The following is a 23,418-nucleotide window of genomic DNA, read 5'->3' on the forward strand; positions in this document are numbered from 1 at the left end:
AAAAAACTCACCACACATCAAACAAATTAATCTCATATTATTAATTCATAATTAGAAATAACTAAGCAAATTATGAACCCTGTAGATCAAGAAATACAAAGGCTACAAGATAATCTAAAGATTGTTCAAGATCAACTTAAAGATTTAAGAGCAAACAATATAACAGAATATCATTATGGGGATAAGGGAGCTACAAGAAGATCATTAGAAGAATTAAGAAAAGATGAAAGTTATTTACAAGGAAAGATCAACCAATTAATTAGAAGTAAGGCTGGTCAAAGTAATATTTTTTTAGGTAGCTATAGGATTAGATAGATGTTTGGTTTCAATAAAAAAATAAAACCTACAAAAAGTACAACAACTAAACATATACACCATAGATCAACTGGGTATGTACCATACTCAAATCCTTTTGGCTTAGGTTTTGATAATGTTTCTAACTTAATATCTTATAGACATAATCAGATAATTAAACAAGCAAGAGAAGCACAATTAAATAATGAATATATCCGTTTTTTTCTTAACTATGCTTCTATTAATATTATTGGACATACTGGCATAGCTATATCTAGTAAGAGTCAATACAAAAATATTAATACAAATATTGAGAAGTGTTATAAAAGATGGACAAAAAAAGGTAACTGTGATGTTACAGAGACTATGTCATATATAGACATATTAGAAAAAGCGGTCAAACACTGGTTAAGAGATGGTGAGTTTTTTATTGTCAAGAATATTATTGATGGTGATTTGAAACTACAGTTTTTAGATCCTATTTTGGTTAATAGCTCACTAACTGAAAAAAGAGGCAATAATAATATTGTTAATGGTGTTGAGCTTAATATATATGGTAAGCCTGTAGCTTATCATCTAAGGGGTGATATTGATTCAGCAAATCAAGTTATCTCAGCAGAGAATGTTATACATGGATATAACAATGTAGATTTCATCGGAGCTACAAGAGGTATATCAAATATCCATACAGCTTTAAACTCATTAAATATGTTAAATGATTTTGCTAAATGTGCTTTAGATAATGCACGTCAAAACTCAAAGATTAATGGAATATTTAGTAAAGAAGATGATGATTATAACCCTATTGCTAATTCAAGTGATTATCAGAGTGAAGATACTCAAGTAGATACCAAAGAAACTATAAATATGGGTGATGGTACTGATTTTATGGTAATGAATGGTAAATACTCAATACAACAAGTTGACTCTAAGTTTCCAAGTGCCGAGTTTGCACCATTTAGAGATGCTATGTTACGTATGGCTTCAATATCTTTAGGGTATGGAGTTAATTTCATTAGTATAGGTAATGATTTATCACAATCTAGCTATTCAAGTACACGACATGGTTTGTTATCAGAAAAAGCTTCATGGCAAATGTTACAACAAAAAGTTATAGAAAACTTAGTTAAGCCAGTATTTGAGGCTTGGCTTGATATTAATATTTTTAATGGCAAGTTAAATATTTCTAGCTCTCAAATAGAGGATATTAAAGACTCTATTCAATATATGCCTAGGTCATGGGAGGGGATGGATCCAAATAAAGATGCTCAAGCAGCTAAAACTAAAATTGAAAGTGGTTTAAGTTCAATTAGTGAAGAAATAGCTAAGACAGGTAGAGACCCAGAGGTAGTGGCTCAACAAAGAAAAGAAGACAAAAAGAGATTTAAAGATGTAGGAGATGCTAATGAGTAAGCTATTAATAGGACAAAAGCACCATAGAAGTGGTGTATTTACTCGAGATAATTTGAATGAAGAAGATAGGACATTAACTCTTAGTTTTTCATCTAATACACCATATCAACGTTGGTCAGATATGACTGAAACTTTGATACATAATGAAGATGCTATTAACTTTGAAAGATTAAATAATGGAGCTAATTTGTTATTTAATCATGATTGGGATAAACCAATAGGAAAAATAGAGAAAGCTTGGCTTGATGGGGACAAAGCTTATGCTACTGTTAGATTTTCAAAGTCAGCATTTGCAGATGAAGTATATAAGGATGTAGTTGATAAAATATTAACAAGTGTATCAACTGGCTATAGTGTTGATGCTTATAGTGAAGAGAGAAGTAGAAATAATATCAATGTTACTAGATGGATGCCTTATGAGATATCTTTAGTGACAGTCCCAGCAGATACGACTGTTGGCTATAAAAGAAGTTATAAAGAAGAGTTTGAAAATTTCAATAACAAAGGAGAAAGAGGAATGGAAAAAAACCAACAAACAAACGATTTCAATGATATTACAGAAAAAGCTTTGAAGCGAGAAAGAGATAGAGTAAGTAATATTCGCTCAATAGCTACTAAATATAAATGTGATGAAGAATTAATCACAAAAGCTATAGATGATGGTACAAGTATTACTGATTTTAAAGAAAAAGCTTTTGAGTCATACGAAAGATATCTTGAAAGTGAAGCAAACAGAGAAAAGCTACGAGACATGGAAAAATCAAATCCAAATATTAATATGGCTAATTATCAAAATATAGGTCTTAGTAAAAAAGAAGCTAATAATTTTTCATTTATAAAAGTCATGAGACATCTTAGAGACCCAAGTGATATGAAATTAAGAGAAGAAGCTGCATTTGAGTTAGATGTATCTAATACCGCTAAAAGAGCTAATAATATAAGTTCAGGTGGTGGATTTCATGTACCTTTTGAAGTTTTATCAAGAAATGCCTTTACAAGAGGAGCAGACACAACTAATTCAGGTTCACTAATCAATACTACAACAATGGTTGATGATTTTGTGACGCTATTAAGAAACAAATCTGTATTTTTAAATCTTGTATCTAAAATGATGGGTATGTCAGGTTATGCAAATATTCCGATTCAAACAGGAGGTTCTACTGCATATTGGCTTGGAGAGAAAGACAAAGTTACAGATAGTAATTTCACTACTGATAAAATTGACTTAACTCCTAAGAAAATAGGTGTTAGCCAGTTGATGACTGGAGAGTTGTTAAATTATACAAATGCATCAATTGAACAAAAAATAGTTAATGATATGGCAGAAGTTGTTGCTGTAGCAGTTGATGAAGCTATTATGTATGGTTTGGGTACATCAAATCAACCTTTAGGTATTGCTAATACAAAAGGAATCAATAAAGCTACATTTGGTGATAAATTAGCATTATCTGACTTTGTGGGTATGGAGACACAAGCATTGACAAGTAATGCTAATATGCAAAACATGAGATATGTTTTAAATCCTAGTATGTCAGGTAAGGCAAAATCTACACCTATTGATACTACAGGTATTAATATGATCTTAAAAGATAACCAAATTAATGGCTATAATGCGTTAATAACTAATCAGCTTAAAGCTACAGATATGATATTTGGTGATTTTTCTAAGGTTGCATTAGCTATGTGGGGAGGTTTAGAGTTAAAGATAGACCCATATTCAATGTCTGATTCAGATATGATTAGGTTTACTGTTTTCCAACGTCTTGATGTTGCAGTTACACAACCAAAAGCATTTGTGTTAGCTCAATATCAAAAACCGACACCTGCTAAATAATGTCTAATATCTATATGCAAGATCAGTTAAATAGTATTATTTTTAATGATTTTGGTAGAGATGTTTTAATTTTGCCAAAGAACATTCAAAAAAGTGTTATTTTTGATGATAGTTATCAATTTGACAATATAGGTAGTTATCAAGCAAAAAATATAGCTGGCTATTTAACTATCTTGCCATCTGACATTAAAGATTTTTATATTGGTTGTGATGTCAAAATTATAGATTTGAATTTGATTGTAAATATAGATAATTACAAGTTGGTTAATGGGTTATATAAAGCTCAAGTAAGCTTTGCTAATGGAGATAGTCTTCAAGATGATTATAATTTCAGTTGATAGTGCAGAGTCAATATCTAAAGCTATATTAGGTTATCGACAAGATAATGAAACTTTCATTAAGATATTTAATCAATCTTTAAATAGAAGTATTAAAAGGGCTAGTTCAAAGATAGCTAAAGATATATCTCATGAGTTAAATATCCCTTTGAAAATAATCAGAAAAAGATTATTAACTTTCAAAAAGAGAATTAATAATAATCAAGGCTTTAAGATATGGTTTGGTATTAATGATATCCCTTTAGATACACTGGGCAATGCTAAAGCTAGAGATAAAGCTGTTATTATCAAGCAACAAACAATACCAAATGCTTATATTAATCATAAAAATAATAGAGTCTATGACAGATATACAAAAAAAAGGAAAATGTTAAATATATCTGATCATGCAAGTTTGATTGCTAATCAAAGAATACACCACTACCTAAATGATGAGTTTGAAAAGAACTTTACACAACTATTAAGGTATACAAAATGACTTCAAGTGAATTAACAGAGCTTATATATACCAATTTGAAAACAAAGTTTAGTAATATCAAATGGCTTTTGTATCCTCATGCAAGAAAAATAGCACATCAAGACTGTCCTTTTGCTTTGATATCTCTTGATTCTATGACTCATACAAAAAAGATGTCTGATTTAAGTAACGTTATGTTTTTTGTGAGTTTAACTTTGGTTTATTCTCGAGCAGATGAGAAAGAGGATAATTTCCAAGCAAACTTAGATATGACAAATGTAGCACTTGAAATAGGGACTTTCTTAGAGAGTAATTTTTTAGCCAATTCAAGTATTAAAACTATAAATGTTACTTCATCACAAAGAGACTCTTTATCACCAAGCTTAGATGGATTTATTGCTTGGGAGATTGAGCTACAAATATCAACAACATTTGGTGATTCAGTATATGCACAATAGAGAATTAATATCTAATATACAATCAAGACTATCTCAAATGATATTAATAGGTACTATTGACACTATAGATAAGGCTAAAGCCAAAGTTAAAATAGGAGAAATAACAACAGCTTTCTTACCTATTATAACAATGCGAGCAGGGGATTGTACTACATGGTGGAGTTTATCAGAATCAGAGCAAGTAGCTGTACTTAGCCCTAGTGGAGATATTAATAATGGTATTATTCTTGGCTCAATATATACAAATAAAAATACACCACAAGATCAAACAAAGCATATAACCACATATGCAGATGGTACTGTAGTTGAATATGATTATAAAAATAAAAAAATGAATATAAAAGCTGTTGGTGATATCAAAATAGATTGTCAAAATATCAACACATCTGTAAAAGATACAATAACATCATCATCAAATAAGACAGATCTAACTGTACAAGATTCTTTGACATTAAAAGCCAATCAAGTTGATATATCTGTACAAGACTCTATTACTATATCAGCAGATACAGTTAATATATCTGCAAAAGATACCTTAACCCTATCAGCTAAGAAGATTAATATTAATAGTGATGTTGTGATTAAAGGCTCATTAGTAGCAAATGGAGTATCTTTGACAGATCATATACATAATGATTCATTCGGAAAACCAACATCTAAACCAATATAGTATTAAAAGCCTTTTTTAATTAACCATTGCTCAAACCTACAAAGTATATAGGCGTACATTATCCATAGCACCATAGACCAAAAGCCCCACATTTAATGTCGTCTATGACCCAAATTAGGTTAGATTGTGGGCTTTCTTAGTAAGTTCTAGGTCATATATAGTATTCATATTAGCTATACATCTATTTTGTATCTCACAAACGACTACTTCATCTACACTATAACCATTCTTAGTATGATATTTTAACGTAAGTGTGAAATATTTTTCATCTTCACTAATACAAAGTATAGTAGGTTCAAACCGAATAATATTAGAAAGGCTCTTTTCAATATACTCTGAAGGATCAAGAAACTTATTCAAAAACTCTTCCCTATTAGCATGTTTCCAAAATGGAGAAGAAAATTTAAAGTTTTCTGATAGTATATTAGGATTTAGCGTACCCTTAATTAACCATTTTTCTATTGCTCTAGCTAATTCTCTTGTTGTATTTTTCATGGTTTATTTTTCCTTATTTTTAAAGTTAGATGATCTTGATTAAAGATAAAATCATAATAACAATAAATAAACTATAAATTTAGTCTCATATATAAGACTTATATAATTAGCCCCAAACTAATTGCACTATATACGGCTTCAGTAATATTAGCAACATTTAATTTTTTAATTAACCTTCTGCGATAGGTATCAACAGTATTTTTTGATAAAAATAATATAGTTGAAATTTCTTCTGAACTCTTACCTTTTGCACTCCAGTATAATACTGAAAGTTCAGAGCTAGATAATTTATTTATATTTAATAAAGTTGTTTTAGTTTTTAAAACTTCATGTCGATAATTTTTATCTGTCATAAAATATGTTGATTTTAATTCTGGAAGACATTCTAAGTAGACATCTAGCATATTATCTATAAATTCTAGACTAAAGCTTTCGATTTGATCAATTGTGCTTTTATAATATGACATATTATCTTTTATTTCTACATTAGTATTAACACTAACAAGTATGTGACAATCATCACATCTTCTAGTGAAGCAATAGCATCGATATAATCCATATTTAGTTAATATATCATTTACTAATTGTTGTAAATAATCTAGATTAATAAAATCATTAGGAAACATAGTCTCCTTATCTTTAATGAATGTATAATTAAGTAGCAAATCTCCTCTGTATAGCCCAGATTTAAATGTGTTTAAGGAGATCCTAGGTTTACTTGATAACCATACTGTTTTACCAGACTTAAGAATAATAGCAATCGCTATAGATGCAAAATTTTCCAAAGAATATAATGGATGAGTTAGCTTCTTAATTCGATGTCTATATTTAATAGAGGGAATGTAACACTCCTTCATAACCATGACAATAAAATAAATTGCTCAAATAATAACTAAAATATTACTATTACTTCTGGTTAGATGAAAGTTATATTATTTTTTCTTTTCGACAAAACTCACCACACATCAAACAAATTTAATATTTATCATTATATCAAATTAATAATTTTTTAAAAAAATGAATGTTGACAAAATAGAGATTGAATTAGACAAAATTCAAAATGCATTGCAAAACCAAAATGATGATATTGTCAAAATCAAGACTGGGATATCAGTATCCCTAAGGTGGCTAATAGTCTTAAATATCATAATTGGCTTAATATTAACTGGTTCAGGAATCCTCATATCATATGAGTCAAACCGACCATCATTAAGAGTCCTAAAGAATCAAGTCAATGAAAATACAACTGAGTTGCATTCATTTAGAAATACTGGAGATAGAATATGAGTGATAATTTTTTTCATGGTGTAGATTTAGTTGAAAGTGATAGTGGAGTTAGAAACTTCTCAACTGTTAATTCAAGTGTTATAGGTTTAGTTGGTATTTCAGACGATGCTGATGCTACAGAGTTTCCTTTAAATACTCCTACTTTGATAGAGGGTAACGATCAAACTAAAATCTCAAAGATAGGTACAGGGGAGTTAGCAGACTCAATTACAGGGATATTTGCAAGTGGAGTTGGTGCATTAGTCGTAGTAGTAAGAGTTGCCTCAGATAATGATCAAGCTACACAAATTGCAAATATAATAGGTACACAAGATGCTGTGAAAAAAGCTAAACAAGCAACACCAACAGGTAGAACCGGTATATATGCTTTATTAGATTCTCAATCAGTAGTTGGTTTCAAACCTAAACTTTTGATTGTTCCTAACTATAGCTCAAATATTCAAGTTATCCCAGCATTACAGACTGTAGCAGAGAATCTTAAAGCAATAGCTATTATCGATGGCACAAATACTAATGATGCAGATGTTATAGCTTTGGCAAAGACATTAGATTCACCACGATTATATATGGTTGACCCATATGTCAAAGTATCAAAAGATGGAAATATAGTAGATATGCCTAGCTCTTCATATATAGCAGGTCACATTGTCAAAATAGATACTACTTTGGGTTGGCATTATTCACCATCAAATCATGTTGTTAGTGGGGTGATTGGTACTTCAAGACCAATTAATTATGATGGTTCAACTAGTTGTCAAGCAAATGTACTTAACTTAAATAATATAACAACTATTATTCATCAAAACGGTTATAGGTTATGGGGTAATAATACACTTTCTAGTGACCCTAAATGGCAATTTCTATGTGTTAGAAGAACAGCAGATATGATTAATGAGTCAATTATATTAGCTCAAGCATGGGCAGTAGATAGAGGTATCACAAAAACATTTGTTGATGATGTTTGTATGGCAGTTAATAACTATCTTAGAACATTAAAGCAACAAGAAAGAATTATAGATGGTAATTGTTGGGCAGAAGAAAAAGACAATCAATCAAGTAATATTGCACAGGGTGATTTAACAATCCGCTTTGATTTCACGCCTATATATCCAGCTCAACATATAACAATGATATCTCAATTAACTAATGGATATCTAACAGAGATATTTGAATAGGAGTAAAAGATGGAACAGTTTAACGGACAATTATTAAATTCAAATTGTTATATCAATGGAGCTAACTATTTAGGTATAGCTACAAAGGTTACTTTACCTAAACTAACACCTAAGTATCAAGAACAGAACGGAATAGGTCTATCAACCCCTATTGACTATGATACAGGTAAACTTGAAAAAATGTCTGCTGTTATGGTATTTGATGGTATCCAACAAGATATCTATTCATCAATAGGAACAGATATACCAATGATATTAAGAGGAGTTATTAGAACTAAAAATAAACCAATCAAAGTAATAGCTGAAATGAGAGGTAGTATATCCATAGATAATGGCGATATTGACAATGACTCTGTGGGACAAACTACAGTTACTATGACACTCAAATACTATAGGTTAAACTTTGATGGTAAAGATGTTGTAGAGATAGATTCTGTTAATGGTATTAGAAAAATTAACGGTAAAAATCAATTACCAAAAATTTAAGGATAGATGATGAAAGAAGAAATTGTATTAAGAGATGAAGTTGAGTTAATAGATGGTACAAAGACTCGAGAAATAACAATGCGTGAACCTACACGTAAAGATATGAAAGTTATTGAGTCTATGAATCTATCAGATGTAGACAAGTCAGATGCTATGTTAAGTACATTAACAGGTATATCTTTGGAAAGCTTAGAAGATATGCCAATGTGTGATAGTAATAAATTAATATCTATTCTTGATAAAATGGGAGAGTTTGACTATAACCCAAAGAAATAGATGAGATATTTTTCTATATTGCCTCTCAAACAGGTTGGAGCTATGAGTTTTTGGAGAATATAGAATTAAGTAGGATTAATCATTGGTTTAAATTAGCAATCAAAATGTTAGGTAGAGAAAATGGAACACAAGAAGATTAGTTTTGATATTGGTAGCAATATAACTAAAAGTTTCACTAATTCAATATCTAAAGTTGCTAGTAAATTTGATTATCTATCGATAAAGTCTCAAAAGTTAAATAATCAAAAATCTTTGATTAGTAAATTCAATACCGAGTCTAATGCTTCAGCAAAGCTTCAAGCTAAACTAGATAGACAAAAAGCTATGATGAGTGATCTTATAGCTAAGGATAATCAAACAGGTAATGCATCAGAGAGGTTAAAGCTTAGAATTTCAGAGCTTGGAAAACAAATAGATAGTACAAATACTAGTCTTAAAAAACAACAAGAAATAGTTGAAGAATCATCAAGACATTTAAAAGATAATGGTATTGATGTATCAAATATAGCACAGGAAAATAAAAGGTTAAGTCAGGAAATAGAGAAAAATGAAAAAGGTTTTGCTAGAAGATCGAAATCAATACATAGAATAGGAACAAGTTATAGATTTCTTAGAAATTCAATATTAGGTGTAGCGGGTGCTAGTACATCAATGTTTCTTGTCTCATCAGAGCTTGCAGGTAAGTTTGCAGAGTATGGTGATTCTATAGCTAAGACATCAAGAAACTTAGGTATTAATGCACAAAGTTATCAAAAGTTAAGTTATGCTGCTGGGTTATCAGGAATACAAACACAAAACTTTGCTAATTCCATGATGTATATGGAGAAAAATACAGATCAAGCGACATTAGGTATTGGTGAAGCAAAGAAAGCTTTTGATAAGTTAGGGTTATCAGCTATAGAGTTAAAAAATCTTAAACCTGAACAGTCTCTAGGGTTAATTGCTGATAGATTATCAAAACTTAAAAATAAACAAGAAAGAGTAGACATGGCTACTTTAATATTTGGTCGTAGTGGTACTTCAATGATAGAGCTTTTAAAAAATGGTTCTAAAGGGATAGAAGATCTAGGTGATAGAGCAGTCAAAACTGGGAATGTATTAACTGCGAAAGACCTCAAAAATTCAGAAGAAAATAGGGATGCATACCAAAGAATGATATGGAGTATAAGTGGATTGAAAAATTCGTTGTATACTTCACTTTTACCTGCTGTTACAAATACATTTGATTCAATATCAGATTGGTTAGAAAAAAATAGAAAACATTTCAAATCATGGGGTAGGACTGCAACTAATATTTTCAACAAGTCTATTAGTGCCTTAAAAATGCTAGGCACAGCATTTCACGAAGCATATTCATTTGGACATTGGCTGTTTGGTGGCTCTGCATCTGCAAAAGCTACACGTTGGGGGATAGGTATAGCTACATCTGTAGTTTTAGTATCTCGTACTCTTTTTAAGCTAACAGCTAGCTTAACAGCAGTTAAAGCATTAACTAAAAGTATAGGTTTGCTAAATCCATTTGGTTTAGCTGTAGCTGGAGGTACTGCGGTTGTTGGTACAATGTGGACATATAGAAAGCAATTAACACATATTTTCAATGAAACAACTGACTATTGGAGAAAAATATTAGGCTTACAACATAAAGTTACTAAGCCATATGACACTCAATATATCAAACACCTAAAAAATGGTAAGGATATGATATATGATGTCAAAGATGATACTTATACTATATTCACACCTAAGCACAAACCAAAACAAGTATCTAATCACAATACTGTCAATTTACACCAAACCATACATATACACGGTAATGCTGACAAACATTCAATACAAAAAATGATGGATGAAGCTTTGAAAAAATCCATACCAATGTATAAAACACATTTAGGGTGGTGATATGGGTATTTTGATTATAGATGGTATGCCATTGACCGTTAATACAACAACATATAACAGCTATCTATTTGATATTGAGAATACTTGGGCTACACAAGATCGTATTAATAATGAGCCTGTATTACAAAATACAGGTATGAAAGGTAAAACAATAACTATTTCAGGGATATCATTACCAAGTGTTAATCCTGTTAATTTGGCAACCCTACTAGCATTAGAGGTTTTAGTGGAAACTGCAAAGCCTGTATTTTTAATTGACTCAACAGGATATAACTTTGGTAAATGGGTATTAGAAAAAATATCACAACATAATCAAGATAGTACTAATTACTCAATTAACCTTAGACATTATCCTCAAGATTCATTATATGAAAAATCAAAAGCATATGTTGGACATTTGATATGATTATATATAAAACAAAAGATGGTGAGATGTTAGATAATATTTGTTTCAAATACTATGGAACATCAGAAGCTATAATACAGGTCTTAGCTGCTAATAGACATTTGGCTCAATATACAATACTACCAATCAATATAGATATAGTTTTACCAGAAATAGAAGAGCCATCACCACAAAGGAAAATAACTTTATGGTAGTTGACTTTCAATTAACAGCAGATGGTAAAGATATAACGAATGCTTTAAAAGAACTTGGCAGCTACAGCATAACCATTACAGATAATATAGGTCAAGCAACAGATACTTTATCTATAGATATATGTGATAATAATACCAACTTGAAAATGCCTGCTACATCATCAAAATTAGATATCAAACTAGGATATAAAAATAACTTATTAGACTTTGGAATATTCTTTGTGAATGATATTAGATATTCATATACAAAAAATACAGGTCAGACAATAGGTATTAATGCAAGCTCAATTCCTTTCACATCATCAGATCAGTATAAATCAATGCTTAACTATCATGATAGATCATATTCAAACACAACTCTAGGTAATATAGTCACCAGTATCGCTGATACATATAACCTAGAGCCAGTTATAGACAAAGATATAGCTAACATACAAATCAAACATATAGCTCAACATAGTGAAAGTGATATAGCATTTTTGTATTTACTGGCAAATAAAGTTAATGCTATATTCAAGCCGACATTTGGTAAGCTGATATTCCTTAAAAACAAAAAAGGAGTCAATAGTAAATCACAGCCAATTAAACCAATAACTTTAGATATAAGTGATATTGCAAGTATTGATTATGTCAGCTCAAATTCAGCTAAGTATAAATCAGTTAAAGCAAAGTATCATGATACAGATACAGGCAAGACAAGTTTCGTAGCAATAGGTAAGGGTGATCCTGTGTTTGTATTGTCATATACATACCCAAATGAAGAACAAGCAGAATCATTAGCACAAAAACAATATGATAGTTTCACATTAGACAGTGATACTATACATTTGACTACAACAGGCAATATTCATATGTTGTCAGGTCTTCCAATTAAAATAACTAACTTAAGAGATGATATACCCCAAGATTGGTACATAAAAACAGCTAATCATTCAATATCAAAAGATGGTTACGTTACTACGCTTGAGTTGACTTTGAAAGAGAGTTGATTTGTATAGCTTCCTCTTTTTTTACCACAAATGAGGTAAGAAAATAGGAAATTATATTAGAGAACTAATAATTTTTATTTAGAAATTAAATATTTATTCTCTAATGTTCTAAATTATTTGTAGCACCCCCACAGCACCCCAAGAAAAAATGGAGGTGATTTGTTAGAGGTTTTGTAAACCATTCAGACATAAAAAAAGCCTTTATTTCTAAAGGCTTTTAAGATGGCGGAGAAAGAGGGATTCGAACCCCCGGACCTGTTACAGTCAACGGTTTTCAAGACCGCCGCTTTCGACCACTCAGCCATTTCTCCGAGCTGATGGAGTATATTATACAATTATTTATTTGCTTTGCAAGGCTATTTGTACTAAAAAAATCAATATATTTAAAAAAATGTGCTACTTAACAAAAGATGATATATCATCAATATAATTAATGGGTTTTATTGAGGTTTCATTATGATAAGTTTTTTAGCAAAAGATCAAAATTGGGCGAAAATAACTCCATGGGCAGGAATAATTCTTTTAATTTTATTATTTAAGTATTTTTCAATTTATGATCCTCATTTTTGGGGATTAATAAATATTCCTTTATATTTATTTCATCAGACAGAAGAGCATTATATTCCAGGCGGTTTTAAAAAATTTATGAATCATATAGTTATGAACTTACCTGAAGGCCAAGAAAAACTTACGGATATTAAAATATTTTGGATAAATATTCTAATGGTTTGGTTTGCTTTTGCTATATTTGGTCTGCTGAGTTTTATAAATTTAGGTTTTGGATTATTAATTATTATCTTTAGTATTATGAATTGTCTAACACATATTATAGAAGGTGTTAAGCGTAAGGCTTGGAATCCTGGATTAATAATGGCAAGTATCCAATTTATTATCTCTATTTTTGCAGCTTATTATATTACAGCTTATGGTTTGGAAAATCCTATAGTATGGTGGCTATCAACTATAGTATTTTCAATTATAGCTCATGTTCTACTATTTAAATTAGTTATGACTAAAGATTTTAATAAATCTAGACTTTGTGATTACTAACTATTATTATCTTTAAAAATATTCTTATAAGTATAAGAAGAGGATTAATATGTCTGATAATAGGTATCAAATTACAAGAAAAGTAACGATTGTAGGTATGTTTATAAATGCATTACTTGCAGTGTCTAAGACAATAGTTGGGATAGTTGGTCGTTCACCTGCTTTATTTGCAGATGGTATTCACTCATTTTCAGATTTATTGAGTGATTTTATGGTTTTATTTGCAGCTAAATACGCAAGTAAAGAAGAGGATAATAATCATCCTTATGGTCATGAAAGACTTGAAACATTAGCAACACTTATACTTTCATGTTTACTTATAGTAGTAGGTTTTATGATTGTTTACCATTCATTAAGTGATTTAATCAGTGGTAATTATGTAACACCTGATAAGTTTACGGTTTTTGCAGCTATTTTTTCAATAATAGGTAATGAATTTATTTACCAATATACTATGAGAGCTGCTAATAAGATTGATTCAGACATGCTAAGAGCAAATGCATGGCATAGTCGTTCAGATATGTGGTCTTCAGTAGTCGTGCTAATCGGTTTAGCAGGAGCATTTTTAGGATTCACATGGATGGATGCTCTTGCTGCTTTTGTTGTTTGTTTTATGATTGTGAAAATGGGAGTTAAGTGGGGTTACTCTGCTGTTGCTGAGCTTATTGATGAAGGAGTTGATGACGATACTCGTAAAACTATCAAAACAATAATTTCAAATACCGAAGGAGTTGAAGATTTTCATTACTTAAGAACAAGAAAGATGGCTGGAAAAATTGTTTTAGATGTTCATGTCTTAGTTAATAAATTTAGTACAGCCTCTGAAGGTCATTATGTAGCAGAAATTGTTAAAAGTAACATTTATCATAATGTTGATAATATTAAAGATATAACTGTGCATGTAGATGTTACAAATCATGAAGATAGGGTGGTAAAATTAGAAAATTTTGAGCCATCAAGGCAGGATATTTTAAATACTATATCTGATTTTTTCACTAAAAATAATTTAGATACAAATCTTATACTGGAAAAAAGAAGCTCTATATATTATTTTGATGGTGAAATAGTTGTTGATCTTTATGTTAAAAGATCAAATGATTTAAAAAGACATGCAAATGAATTGAACAATATAGTATATAAAGACTATAATATAAACATTAATTTGTTTTGTAAGCTTATTTAAAGTTAAAAGATAAGGTTTTTTATGAAAATTAGAAAAGCAGTTTTTCCTGTTGCAGGGTGGGGAACTAGATTTTTACCTGCTACAAAATCATGCCCTAAAGAAATGTTAACAGTTGTTGATAAACCGTTAATTCAGTACGCCGTTGAAGAAGCAATTGAAGCCGGTTGTAAAGAGATAATATTCGTTACAAGTTCTAATAAAAAGTCTCTTGAAGATCATTTTGATAGAAATTTTGAGCTAGAGCATTCACTTGAGAAAAAACAAAAATATGAACTATTGGATATAGTCAAAAATATTATTCCTAAAGATGTGAGTTTTTTCTTTGTGCGTCAACCAGAAGCATTAGGGCTGGGGCACGCAGTACTATGTGCCAAACCTCTTGTAGGTATTGAAGACTTTGCAGTTATATTACCTGATGATCTTATTTATAATCATGACTGTGGTACAGGAGTTTTAAAACAAATGGTTAAATCTGTTGAAGGAAGTGATATTAGAGGATGTATAGCTACTCAACAAGTGAAAAAAGAAGAAACAGGCTCATATGGAATAGTTGCAAAAGATCAAGAAAATATTATAAAGGGAATTATTGAGAAACCATCTCCAGAAAAAGCTCCTTCAACAAATGCAGTAGTTGGCAGATACTTATTACCTAATAAAATTTTTAGATGTTTAGAGACAACATCTGAAGGGGCTGGCGGTGAAATTCAACTAACTGATGCTATTGCAAAACTTATAGAGCAAGAAGAGAAAATACTTTCATATGAGTTTAAGGGAACTCGCTATGATTGTGGTAGTAAATTAGGTTTTTTGATTGCCAACTATGAGATAGCTTTGCAACATCAAGAATTAGGTGAAAAATTCAAAAATTACCTTAAAAATAAAAACTAAATTTTCTTAATATTCTGTTATATCTTATTATTACAATTTTTCTTAAATATGCTAATATGAAACTTAGGGTTAAATTTATTTAATAATAAGTAATGTCATATTCAAAATTTCAGGTACCTCAAGAGTTTATTGATAACTCTCATATTAATAATGAACTATATGAGAAGCTTTATAAAGAATCTTTAAATAATCCAGAAGAATTTTGGTCTAAACAAGCAAATCGAGTACATTGGGATAAACCTTTCACTAAAGCGTATAATAGTAGCTTTGATCCTGTTAGTATTAAATGGTTTGAAGATGGCCAGTTAAATGTTTGTTACAACTGTGTAGATAGACATCTACCTGAACGTGCTAATCAAGTAGCTTTTATATGGCAAGCTGATAGTCCAAAAAAATCAAAAAAAATAACTTATCGAGAGCTATATCATAGAGTCTGTGAGATGGCTAATGTCTTAGAGAATAATGGCATAAAACAAGGTGATGTTGTAACTATTTATATGCCATTAGTGCCAGAGTCGATATATGCAATGTTAGCATGTGCACGTATTGGTGCTACACACTCTGTTGTATTTGGAGGGTTTTCTGCAGAATCATTAAAACAACGTATCATAAATGCAAAAAGTGATTTTATAATTACAGTTGATGAGGCTGTTAGATCTGGCAAGAGAATTCCTATGAAAGCTAGTGTTGATAAAATCATATCAGATATTGATTTTGTCAGAAAAGTCCTTGTAGTGCGAAATACTGAAACGGAAAATATATCATGGAATAAAGATTTTGATATTTGTTACTCAGAAGAATTAAAAAAAGTTTCAAATGAGCATCAGCCGAAATCTTTTAATGCAGAAACTCCCTTATTCATGTTATATACTTCAGGTTCTACGGGTGCTCCTAAAGGGCTAGTTCATACTTCTGGAGGGTATTTAGTTTATGCAAGTATGACTCATAAGCTAGTGTTTGATCATAAAGATCATGATGTATACTGGTGTACAGCAGATATTGGTTGGATAACTGGACATACCTATGTAGTTTATGGTCCTCTTGCAAATGGTGCTACTTCAGTTATATTTGAAGGAGTGCCTACATATCCTGATGCTTCAAGACTATGGCAAGAGGTAGATCAGCATAATGTCAGTATATTATATACAGCGCCAACTTTAGTTAGATCTTTACTAAAAGTTGGAGATGATTATTTAAATAGTACTACTAGAAAGTCTTTACGCGTATTAGGTTCTGTTGGCGAGCCGATAAATCCAGAAGCATGGCATTGGTTTGTAGAAAAAGCAGGGAATAACCAAGCTCCATTAGTTGATACATGGTGGCAAACTGAAACTGGCGGACATATGATTGCACCATTACCAGGAGCTCATAAATTAAAACCTGGATCTGCTTCAAAGCCTTTCTTTGGTGTTGAAGTTGCTTTATTTGATACAGAAGGTAATGAAATACATGGAGAAGGTAAAGGCGCTTTATGTATAAAAAGAGCAACTCCAGGTATGGCAAGAACTATCTTTGGCGATCACGATAGATATTTGCAGACTTATTTCTCTAGCTTTAAAGGACATTATTTCTCTGGTGATGCAGCTAGAAGAGATAAGGATGGTTATCTCTGGATAGAAGGGCGTATGGATGATGTGATAAATGTTTCAGGGCATAGAATGGCTACGGCAGAAATTGAAGCAGCTTTAAATACTCATCCTTCAGTTGCAGAGAGTGCAGTTGTAGGCATGCCTCATGATATTAAAGGTGAAGCAATATATGTTTATTGTATTCTTAAAGAAAATACAGATGGTAGTCAAAGTGCTCTTGATGAAGTAAGAAAATCTTTAGTAAAATATGTTCGTCAAGAGATTGGACCTGTTGCTACACCAGAGATTATCCAGTTTACTCCAGAGCTTCCAAAAACACGTTCAGGTAAGATTATGCGTAGAATATTGAGAAAAATAGCAGCAAAAGATTTTGAAAATTTTGGGGACACCTCTACACTATTAAATCCAGATATAGTAGAGTATCTAAAGGAGCATAGATAAGAAAGAGGTTATCCAGCGTGAGTATTAAATATAACTCTCCATTGGTGGCATATTTAAAAATATTTTTAGCTGTAACATTCTGGGCTAGTGTCTATCAGCTAGCACCCATTCCATTAAAATATGTTGACTTATATATAATTGGTTTTGTCAGATATTTTTTTGCTTCAATAATATTATTAATGGTTCATTACTACTATACTAAAACATTATTTCCCAAATTAAATATTAAACAATGGGGGTATGTAGTTGCCGTTGGTTTCTTTGGTGTATTTTTATACAATGTTACATTCCTTTGGGCAGAGAAACTAATCTCGGGTAATATTGTTGCAATAATTTATGCGTTTACTCCTTGTTTAGTAACAGTCTTATCTAGTTTTATCTTTAAAATTAAAGTTAATCAGCAAGCAAAGGTTGGTATATTAGTCGCTTTGCTTGGAACTATTGGAGTAGTTTTATTCTCTAATGGAGCGGCAGAATGTTTAAATGGAGTAGAGATAAACTTTGGTGAAGTTTTGAGTGTATTAGCTGTTGTGTGCTTTGCCGCATATGCCATATTTGGTAAGCTTTGTGTTAAAGAAGAAGTTCATATGCTTACAATAAATACTTATGGTGCTATTATTGGGATGATAATGTTTTTTATTATATCGTTATTTAAATCAGATTTTTCAGCGATTTCTCATACTGATTTTAAATTCTGGGCATGTATGATTTACATTGCAATATTTGGAACTGTAATAGCATATGTGTGGTTTCTAAATTCTTTAGAGGAACTTGGTGTCTATAGAACAGCTGTTTTCCAAAATATGCTACCGTTCTTAGTTATAATTATCGGTTTTTTACTTTATGGTCAAACTATTTCTATTTTGGCATTAATATTTGGTGGCGTAGTATTTTTAGGAGTTTATCTTACTAATGCAGCTGTTAATAAGAAATCTTAGAATTTTTATCTTCCTCGTCCTCCCATTCCTATGCCTATATTCATTGATGGGCTAGCAATATTTCTATTAAAACTCTTGTTTATCAAAGCATAATAAGTATATATTTTTTTAGCAGGATTCTCGAGTCTATAATTATACCTACTAAAATAAGGAATGTAGCTGTAAGAATAATAGTTGTCATAGTATTTATAGAATTGTTCTAGATAGTTATTATTCTCTAGTTGATTATTCTTCGTTTGATTTGAGACTTCGACGTTATCATTTATAGTAATTTTATTAGGATTTGAATACTCGTTAATTATATTTATATTTTCAAGATTTACTTTTCTTGAGTTTTCTGAGTATTAGAAAAGAATGTATTCCATTATTATTGTTTTCATATACATTTACGGCAAAACAATAGCTTAGAATAAGCCAGAAAATGTTAAAGAATATTTTACTTTTCCTTAGTTACTTACCTGGTGTCTTTTTTCTATCAGCTCTTTTAGTATTATTCCAATAACTAAGCTAAATATTATAAGACTAAAAATAAGGTTCATACCTATTTCTATCCATATAGTTGTATAACTATTTAAGTATACCGTTTTTTCAAGTATGCCTCGAGTATCTTTGGGAAGTTCTTTTTCTATTTTACCTCTAGTATTTATAATAGAGGTTATACCATTACTTGTTGTAGTTAGTACAAACTTTGCATTTTCAATAGCTCTTACTTGAGATATTTGTAATTGCTGATCACGTGCTATAGAGTCACCAAACCATGAATCATCACTAATTACTGATATTATTTTAGCTCCTTGTAATTGATCTCTTACTTGTTCAGGATAACCAACTTCATAACAAATAAAATTAGCTAACGGATAGCCAAAAGCATTCATTATAGGTTGGACTTCATGACCTGCATTAAAGTTACTAAGACCAGCACTATCAACATAGCCAAAAAACTTAATAGGAAAGTATTCACCAAAAGGAACAAGATGATGCTTATTATAAACACCGTGACCCTTACCAATTATAATTGAGCTATTATATATTTTAGAAGAGTTTCCTGACTGTTCTATACTAAGTGAACCAATCAATAAGGCACTATTATTTTTATTTGCTATTTTAGCAAGACTATTAAAGTAAGGACCTAAATATTGTCTATAGCTTGGGATAGCATTTTCTGAGAAAATTATTAAAGCATTTTTATGTTCTTTTGCAACATTCTCATAATATTTTTCCATTTTTACAAAGTTATCTTGATCCCATTTAAAGCCTTGGATAAAGTCACCTTGGACTAAATCAACTTTCTGTGCTTGGTTTGTTTCTATAGAATGTTGATTATGCTTAATAATAAGTCCGCAGATATATAAAACACAGATAATAACTACGCAAGAAATAATCTTTTTAATACTACTTTTGTTACAGATATAAAAAGCTATCAAACAAGTAATAAATATAACAATATAGCTAACAAAATAAACACCTCCAATATTTGCAAACCATATTAGAGGTGATTCAGTTTGAGAATACCCTAATGAAACCCAAGGAAAGCCTCCCCATAGAAGATTCGCTTTAACAATCTCAAAGAGAGTCCAAAGTGCTGGATATATTAATATTTTGGTAAAATTATTAGCTTTTCTAGTCAAGATATAACTAAAAGTTCCAAAAGGAATAATATGTAAAAAACTTAGTAGGATAACTAGAGCAATAGCCGCTGCTAAACCTGCTACTACAGATTGAGTAAATAGATGAATACTTATATAGACCCAAGATATACTAGTTCCAAAGAATCCTAACCCAAATAGAACGGAAGTAAAAAAAGCACCACGAATTTTTTTAGATTTATCTAATATATAGAAAAAAATTATTAAAGATACTATTGCTAATATATCTATACGGAAAGGTGCAAATGCTAAAGTTAGTAAAGCCCCACTTAAGACTGTAACTATTGCTTTAAATATATTGTTCTTCATCATTCTTTAACTTTTCGATTAAAACTTTAATAATCTTACGATTATCAGCTTCTTGAATTGTAAATTTTAAACCTTCTAAAATAATGCTATCACCTTTTTGAGGTAAGTACTCTAAAGTTTGAATAATCATCCCCGCTATAGTGTCATAGTCATTATCATCATCTATTTGTGTATTAAAATACTCATTAAAATCTTCTATAGAAGTTGTAGCATCAATTATAAATTTATTATTAGCTATTTTTACAATATTTTCACTTGTTGTATCAAATTCATCCTCGATATCACCAACAATTTCTTCTAGAACATCTTCTATGGTGATTAGGCCAGAAATAGCGCCATACTCATCAACTACAATTGCTATGTGATTTTGACTATTTTTAAAATCTTTAAGCATAGAATTTAGTTTTTTTGTTTCTGGTATAAAAATAGCGGGGCGGAGGATATTTTTAATATCTTCTGCTTTTAACTCATCATCTGTATCTGACTCAATTTCTTTTTCAAAGATTAGTTTTAATAGATCTTTTGAGTGTAATATTCCTAAAACTTCAGATTTGTCTTCACAATATACAGGTAAACGTGTGTGGCTAGAGTTTATAGTTTTTGTTAAGATCTCTTTAACAGACATAGACATATCTACAGCTACTATTTTAGTATGTGAGATCATAATATCACCAACATCTAAAGATGATATCTCCATTGCTCCAATAAGCATATTTTGCGAAGTTTTATCAATTACTTCATTATCAGCAGCTCTATTGATAGCATCTATAAGAGCATCTTCACTTTTAATATTAAAAATACTAGATGTAATTTTTTTTATGAAGGGGTTATTCTCTGACATTAATTAGTTCTCTTGTATAATGTATGGATTAGCTATTCTTAGTTTAGCTAACAACTCTATTTCTAAACTTTCCATTTCTTTGGCTTCTTGATCATCTAAGTGGTCATATCCTAATAGATGAAGTAAACCGTGTATAAATATATGTTGCCAATGATTTTCTAAAGTTTTATTTTGCTCTTTAGCCTCTTGCTCTAGTACTTTCGGAGCAATAACAATATCACCTAAAAAATCATCGACTATATCATCTGGTAAACCCTCTGGTTTTTCAAATTCAAAAGATATTATATTCGTAGGTTTATCTTTATTACGAAACTGTTTATTTATTTGTTGGATCTCATCATTTGAAACAATGCTTACATTTACTTCAGCTTGGATAATATTATGTTTATCTGCGACAAGTTTAAGGCATTTATTTAGTAGATCTTTACCCACTATGGGGTGCTCATCATCATTAATAATATTTAGAGTTAAATTATCCATTTTTTAATGCTCTTTCTATATTTCTAAATAGTTTGATAACTCAATTAAATTACTATCAGGATCTCTGACATATATTGATCTTATAGCTCCTGTAGCGCCTGTTCTATTGACTATTCCATCCTCTATTTCTATTCCTACTTTATCTAATTCTTTTATAATATCATTATCAACAATAAAGCAGATATCAGCACTCCCTTCTTTTACATTTTGTGCTTTTGGTTCAAATTCATTACCCAATAAATGTAAATTAATTTTTTGATTATTAAAAACTAACGCAACTCTATTTTGCTTAAAAATTTCTTTTTTCATTCCAAGCTTTGTATAGAATTCAACAGTTTTATTAATATCCTTAACCGTCAATACTAAATGATCTATTCTATTTACACTAATCATTTCTTGTCCTTAGACTAATCAATAGCTTCATGCTTATCATAAACATTAACTATTTTTTGAACTATTTGATGGCGGACAATATCTACTGATTTTAGATAGCTAATAGCTACACCATCAATATTATCAAGAATTGATAAAGCATGTCTTAAACCAGAAGTTACATTCTTAGGTAAATCAACCTGGGTAATATCACCAGTTATAACTGCTGTAGTATTAAAACCAATTCTAGTTAAAAACATCTTCATTTGCTCTTTTGTAGTGTTTTGGCTTTCATCAAGCACAATGAAAGAGTCATTAATTGTTCTACCACGCATATATGCTAATGGGGCAATTTCTATGGCTTGTTTCTCGATTAATTTGGTAACTTTCTCAACACCCATAAAGTCAAAAAGAGCATCATACATCGGGCGTAAATATGGATCGATCTTTTGTGTAAGATCTCCAGGTAAAAATCCAAGCTTTTCACCAGCCTCAACAGCAGGGCGCACAAGTACAATTCTTCTAACTTCGCCTTTTTCATATGCAGATACTGCACAAGCTATAGCCATATATGTTTTACCAGTACCAGCTGGTCCAACACCAAAAGTTACAAAGTTATTTTTGATATTATCAAGATATACAGCTTGATTGTGAGTACGAGCTTTTAGCTTTTTGCTTCTAAGCTGTACTTCAGCTTCTTCAAGCTGCTTTTTAGATTTTGCTTGAGGAGTTTTTTCTTTTGCTGTAGCATTTAGAATTGTTGTAATTTGCTCTAAATCTAATTCTGTATTGCCAGCTAAAATCTCAGCATAACATGATTTGATAAATCTCTTTGCTTGAGTATTATTTGCACTTGAATCACTTGATATTTCAAACTCATCAGCACGATGTTTAATTTCAACACTAAAATAATTTTCGATAGCACGGATATTTTCATCAAGATTGCCACACAGCTGCATCATAGCATCATAACTGTACGGTTCTAAAACAAATTGAGTTTTATTCATATA

Annotated in this window: 27 protein-coding genes and 1 tRNA gene; 20 read left to right on the forward strand and 8 right to left on the reverse strand. The window is 30.5% G+C overall.

Annotated elements, in window-relative coordinates; all coding sequences use genetic code 11:
- The first annotated feature begins 72 nt into the window (after nt 1-72).
- Genes F3D62_RS06350 through F3D62_RS06380 form a run of 7 tightly spaced genes read left to right on the forward strand, consistent with a single transcriptional unit; the run spans nt 73 to nt 5,464 of the window.
- On the forward strand, nt 73-315 hold the full coding sequence (locus F3D62_RS06350; protein WP_150467412.1) for a hypothetical protein: 243 nt from the start codon (nt 73-75) through the stop codon (nt 313-315).
- A complete protein-coding gene (locus tag F3D62_RS06355) occupies nt 316-1,707 on the forward strand; it encodes a phage portal protein (RefSeq protein ID WP_150467413.1) in 1,392 nt (463 codons plus the stop codon).
- Nucleotides 1,700-3,541 carry a phage major capsid protein gene (locus F3D62_RS06360; protein WP_191092552.1) on the forward strand — a complete coding sequence of 614 codons (1,842 nt, stop codon included), beginning with the start codon at nt 1,700-1,702 and terminating at the stop codon, nt 3,539-3,541. The genes F3D62_RS06355 and F3D62_RS06360 overlap by 8 nt, the downstream gene beginning before the upstream one ends.
- Nucleotides 3,541-3,879 (forward strand): hypothetical protein, encoded by a 339-nt coding sequence (locus tag F3D62_RS06365; RefSeq protein WP_150467415.1) that lies wholly within the window; start codon nt 3,541-3,543, stop codon nt 3,877-3,879. Before F3D62_RS06360 ends, F3D62_RS06365 begins: the two co-directional genes overlap by 1 nt.
- On the forward strand, nt 3,860-4,357 hold the full coding sequence (locus F3D62_RS06370) for a hypothetical protein (protein WP_150467416.1): 498 nt from the start codon (nt 3,860-3,862) through the stop codon (nt 4,355-4,357). Before F3D62_RS06365 ends, F3D62_RS06370 begins: the two co-directional genes overlap by 20 nt.
- Nucleotides 4,354-4,794 (forward strand): hypothetical protein, encoded by a 441-nt coding sequence (locus tag F3D62_RS06375; RefSeq protein ID WP_150467417.1) that lies wholly within the window; start codon nt 4,354-4,356, stop codon nt 4,792-4,794. The genes F3D62_RS06370 and F3D62_RS06375 overlap by 4 nt, the downstream gene beginning before the upstream one ends.
- A complete protein-coding gene (locus tag F3D62_RS06380) occupies nt 4,784-5,464 on the forward strand; it encodes a phage baseplate assembly protein V (protein ID WP_191092553.1) in 681 nt (226 codons plus the stop codon). Before F3D62_RS06375 ends, F3D62_RS06380 begins: the two co-directional genes overlap by 11 nt.
- Nucleotides 5,465-5,578: 114 nt before the next feature.
- Here F3D62_RS06380 and F3D62_RS06385 read toward each other — a convergent pair whose 3' ends face one another.
- On the reverse strand, nt 5,579-5,959 hold the full coding sequence (locus F3D62_RS06385) for a hypothetical protein (RefSeq protein WP_150467419.1): 381 nt from the start codon (nt 5,957-5,959) through the stop codon (nt 5,579-5,581).
- 98 nt (nt 5,960-6,057) lie between these two features.
- Complete coding sequence (locus F3D62_RS06390) at nt 6,058-6,816, reverse strand: helix-turn-helix transcriptional regulator (protein ID WP_191092554.1); 759 nt, start codon at nt 6,814-6,816, stop codon at nt 6,058-6,060.
- Between the two features lie 160 nt (nt 6,817-6,976).
- Between F3D62_RS06390 and F3D62_RS06395 the strand changes: the two genes are divergently transcribed.
- The 8 genes from F3D62_RS06395 to F3D62_RS06430 all read left to right on the forward strand — a co-directional run bounded on the left by F3D62_RS06395 (nt 6,977) and on the right by F3D62_RS06430 (nt 12,671).
- A complete protein-coding gene (locus tag F3D62_RS06395; RefSeq protein ID WP_150467421.1) occupies nt 6,977-7,246 on the forward strand; it encodes a hypothetical protein in 270 nt (89 codons plus the stop codon).
- Complete coding sequence (locus tag F3D62_RS06400; protein WP_150467422.1) at nt 7,243-8,421, forward strand: phage tail sheath C-terminal domain-containing protein; 1,179 nt, start codon at nt 7,243-7,245, stop codon at nt 8,419-8,421. Before F3D62_RS06395 ends, F3D62_RS06400 begins: the two co-directional genes overlap by 4 nt.
- A 9-nt stretch (nt 8,422-8,430) precedes the next feature.
- A complete protein-coding gene (locus tag F3D62_RS06405) occupies nt 8,431-8,907 on the forward strand; it encodes a phage major tail tube protein (protein WP_150467423.1) in 477 nt (158 codons plus the stop codon).
- 9 nt (nt 8,908-8,916) lie between these two features.
- Nucleotides 8,917-9,183, forward strand: coding sequence for a phage tail assembly protein (locus F3D62_RS06410; protein ID WP_191092555.1), 267 nt, complete (start codon nt 8,917-8,919; stop codon nt 9,181-9,183).
- Nucleotides 9,184-9,303: 120 nt separating this feature from the next.
- Nucleotides 9,304-11,082 carry a hypothetical protein gene (locus tag F3D62_RS06415; RefSeq protein WP_150467425.1) on the forward strand — a complete coding sequence of 593 codons (1,779 nt, stop codon included), beginning with the start codon at nt 9,304-9,306 and terminating at the stop codon, nt 11,080-11,082.
- 1 nt (nt 11,083) lies between these two features.
- Nucleotides 11,084-11,488, forward strand: coding sequence for a phage tail protein (locus F3D62_RS06420; protein ID WP_150467426.1), 405 nt, complete (start codon nt 11,084-11,086; stop codon nt 11,486-11,488).
- Nucleotides 11,485-11,682: a tail protein X gene (locus tag F3D62_RS06425; protein WP_150467427.1), complete on the forward strand. Its 198-nt coding sequence runs from the start codon at nt 11,485-11,487 to the stop codon at nt 11,680-11,682. Before F3D62_RS06420 ends, F3D62_RS06425 begins: the two co-directional genes overlap by 4 nt.
- The gene (locus F3D62_RS06430; protein ID WP_150467428.1) at nt 11,676-12,671 is read left to right on the forward strand and encodes a phage late control D family protein; all 996 of its coding nucleotides are present in this window, start codon (nt 11,676-11,678) and stop codon (nt 12,669-12,671) included. Before F3D62_RS06425 ends, F3D62_RS06430 begins: the two co-directional genes overlap by 7 nt.
- A gap of 223 nt (nt 12,672-12,894) precedes the next feature.
- Here F3D62_RS06430 and F3D62_RS06435 read toward each other — a convergent pair.
- Nucleotides 12,895-12,982 (reverse strand) — tRNA-Ser (locus F3D62_RS06435).
- A 142-nt stretch (nt 12,983-13,124) separates the two neighbouring features.
- Between F3D62_RS06435 and F3D62_RS06440 the strand changes: the two genes are divergently transcribed.
- The 5 genes from F3D62_RS06440 to F3D62_RS06460 all read left to right on the forward strand — a co-directional run bounded on the left by F3D62_RS06440 (nt 13,125) and on the right by F3D62_RS06460 (nt 18,760).
- A complete protein-coding gene (locus F3D62_RS06440) occupies nt 13,125-13,721 on the forward strand; it encodes an HXXEE domain-containing protein (RefSeq protein WP_150467429.1) in 597 nt (198 codons plus the stop codon).
- A 49-nt stretch (nt 13,722-13,770) separates the two neighbouring features.
- Nucleotides 13,771-14,904 carry a cation diffusion facilitator family transporter gene (locus F3D62_RS06445; RefSeq protein ID WP_150467430.1) on the forward strand — a complete coding sequence of 378 codons (1,134 nt, stop codon included), beginning with the start codon at nt 13,771-13,773 and terminating at the stop codon, nt 14,902-14,904.
- Between the two features lie 21 nt (nt 14,905-14,925).
- A complete protein-coding gene (gene galU, locus F3D62_RS06450; RefSeq protein ID WP_150467431.1) occupies nt 14,926-15,792 on the forward strand; it encodes a UTP--glucose-1-phosphate uridylyltransferase GalU in 867 nt (288 codons plus the stop codon).
- Nucleotides 15,793-15,884: 92 nt separating this feature from the next.
- Nucleotides 15,885-17,822: an acetate--CoA ligase gene (gene acs, locus F3D62_RS06455; protein WP_150467432.1), complete on the forward strand. Its 1,938-nt coding sequence runs from the start codon at nt 15,885-15,887 to the stop codon at nt 17,820-17,822.
- Nucleotides 17,823-17,845: 23 nt separating this feature from the next.
- Nucleotides 17,846-18,760, forward strand: a complete 915-nt coding sequence (locus tag F3D62_RS06460) for a DMT family transporter (protein ID WP_224732651.1) — start codon at nt 17,846-17,848, stop codon at nt 18,758-18,760.
- A gap of 446 nt (nt 18,761-19,206) precedes the next feature.
- On the opposite strand, the gene lnt is transcribed toward F3D62_RS06460, so the two are convergent.
- Genes lnt through F3D62_RS06485 form a run of 5 tightly spaced genes read right to left on the reverse strand, consistent with a single transcriptional unit; the run spans nt 19,207 to nt 23,415 of the window.
- A complete protein-coding gene (lnt, locus tag F3D62_RS06465) occupies nt 19,207-20,715 on the reverse strand; it encodes an apolipoprotein N-acyltransferase (protein WP_150467433.1) in 1,509 nt (502 codons plus the stop codon).
- Nucleotides 20,696-21,556, reverse strand: a complete 861-nt coding sequence (locus F3D62_RS06470; RefSeq protein ID WP_150467434.1) for an HlyC/CorC family transporter — start codon at nt 21,554-21,556, stop codon at nt 20,696-20,698. The genes lnt and F3D62_RS06470 overlap by 20 nt, the downstream gene beginning before the upstream one ends.
- A gap of 3 nt (nt 21,557-21,559) precedes the next feature.
- Nucleotides 21,560-22,036 (reverse strand): rRNA maturation RNase YbeY, encoded by a 477-nt coding sequence (ybeY, locus tag F3D62_RS06475; protein ID WP_150467435.1) that lies wholly within the window; start codon nt 22,034-22,036, stop codon nt 21,560-21,562.
- A 15-nt stretch (nt 22,037-22,051) separates the two neighbouring features.
- A complete protein-coding gene (locus F3D62_RS06480) occupies nt 22,052-22,429 on the reverse strand; it encodes a VOC family protein (protein WP_150467436.1) in 378 nt (125 codons plus the stop codon).
- Between the two features lie 14 nt (nt 22,430-22,443).
- A complete protein-coding gene (locus F3D62_RS06485; protein ID WP_150467437.1) occupies nt 22,444-23,415 on the reverse strand; it encodes a PhoH family protein in 972 nt (323 codons plus the stop codon).
- Between the last annotated feature and the right edge of the window lie 3 nt (nt 23,416-23,418).

It is taken from the genome of Francisella sp. SYW-9 (assembly GCF_008711465.1).
Classification (GTDB): Bacteria; Pseudomonadota; Gammaproteobacteria; order Francisellales; family Francisellaceae; genus Francisella.

Bases quoted from the DNA above. Each gene is read 5' to 3' on its own strand.
- F3D62_RS06395 (WP_150467421.1), top strand. From the start codon at position 6,977: ATGAATGTTGACAAAATAGAGATTGAATTAGACAAAATTCAAAATGCA.
- F3D62_RS06370 (WP_150467416.1), top strand. From the start codon at position 3,860: ATGATTATAATTTCAGTTGATAGTGCAGAGTCAATATCTAAAGCTATA.
- F3D62_RS06485 (WP_150467437.1), bottom strand. From the start codon at position 23,415: ATGAATAAAACTCAATTTGTTTTAGAACCGTACAGTTATGATGCTATG.
- F3D62_RS06420 (WP_150467426.1), top strand. From the start codon at position 11,084: ATGGGTATTTTGATTATAGATGGTATGCCATTGACCGTTAATACAACA.
- F3D62_RS06390 (WP_191092554.1), bottom strand. From the start codon at position 6,816: ATGAAGGAGTGTTACATTCCCTCTATTAAATATAGACATCGAATTAAG.
- F3D62_RS06470 (WP_150467434.1), bottom strand. From the start codon at position 21,556: ATGTCAGAGAATAACCCCTTCATAAAAAAAATTACATCTAGTATTTTT.
- F3D62_RS06385 (WP_150467419.1), bottom strand. From the start codon at position 5,959: ATGAAAAATACAACAAGAGAATTAGCTAGAGCAATAGAAAAATGGTTA.
- lnt (WP_150467433.1), bottom strand. From the start codon at position 20,715: ATGAAGAACAATATATTTAAAGCAATAGTTACAGTCTTAAGTGGGGCT.
- galU (WP_150467431.1), top strand. From the start codon at position 14,926: ATGAAAATTAGAAAAGCAGTTTTTCCTGTTGCAGGGTGGGGAACTAGA.
- F3D62_RS06400 (WP_150467422.1), top strand. From the start codon at position 7,243: ATGAGTGATAATTTTTTTCATGGTGTAGATTTAGTTGAAAGTGATAGT.
- F3D62_RS06350 (WP_150467412.1), top strand. From the start codon at position 73: ATGAACCCTGTAGATCAAGAAATACAAAGGCTACAAGATAATCTAAAG.
- ybeY (WP_150467435.1), bottom strand. From the start codon at position 22,036: ATGGATAATTTAACTCTAAATATTATTAATGATGATGAGCACCCCATA.
- F3D62_RS06405 (WP_150467423.1), top strand. From the start codon at position 8,431: ATGGAACAGTTTAACGGACAATTATTAAATTCAAATTGTTATATCAAT.
- F3D62_RS06415 (WP_150467425.1), top strand. From the start codon at position 9,304: ATGGAACACAAGAAGATTAGTTTTGATATTGGTAGCAATATAACTAAA.
- F3D62_RS06380 (WP_191092553.1), top strand. From the start codon at position 4,784: ATGCACAATAGAGAATTAATATCTAATATACAATCAAGACTATCTCAA.
- F3D62_RS06365 (WP_150467415.1), top strand. From the start codon at position 3,541: ATGTCTAATATCTATATGCAAGATCAGTTAAATAGTATTATTTTTAAT.
- F3D62_RS06480 (WP_150467436.1), bottom strand. From the start codon at position 22,429: ATGATTAGTGTAAATAGAATAGATCATTTAGTATTGACGGTTAAGGAT.
- F3D62_RS06445 (WP_150467430.1), top strand. From the start codon at position 13,771: ATGTCTGATAATAGGTATCAAATTACAAGAAAAGTAACGATTGTAGGT.
- F3D62_RS06355 (WP_150467413.1), top strand. From the start codon at position 316: ATGTTTGGTTTCAATAAAAAAATAAAACCTACAAAAAGTACAACAACT.
- acs (WP_150467432.1), top strand. From the start codon at position 15,885: ATGTCATATTCAAAATTTCAGGTACCTCAAGAGTTTATTGATAACTCT.
- F3D62_RS06410 (WP_191092555.1), top strand. From the start codon at position 8,917: ATGAAAGAAGAAATTGTATTAAGAGATGAAGTTGAGTTAATAGATGGT.
- F3D62_RS06425 (WP_150467427.1), top strand. From the start codon at position 11,485: ATGATTATATATAAAACAAAAGATGGTGAGATGTTAGATAATATTTGT.
- F3D62_RS06430 (WP_150467428.1), top strand. From the start codon at position 11,676: ATGGTAGTTGACTTTCAATTAACAGCAGATGGTAAAGATATAACGAAT.
- F3D62_RS06360 (WP_191092552.1), top strand. From the start codon at position 1,700: ATGAGTAAGCTATTAATAGGACAAAAGCACCATAGAAGTGGTGTATTT.
- F3D62_RS06375 (WP_150467417.1), top strand. From the start codon at position 4,354: ATGACTTCAAGTGAATTAACAGAGCTTATATATACCAATTTGAAAACA.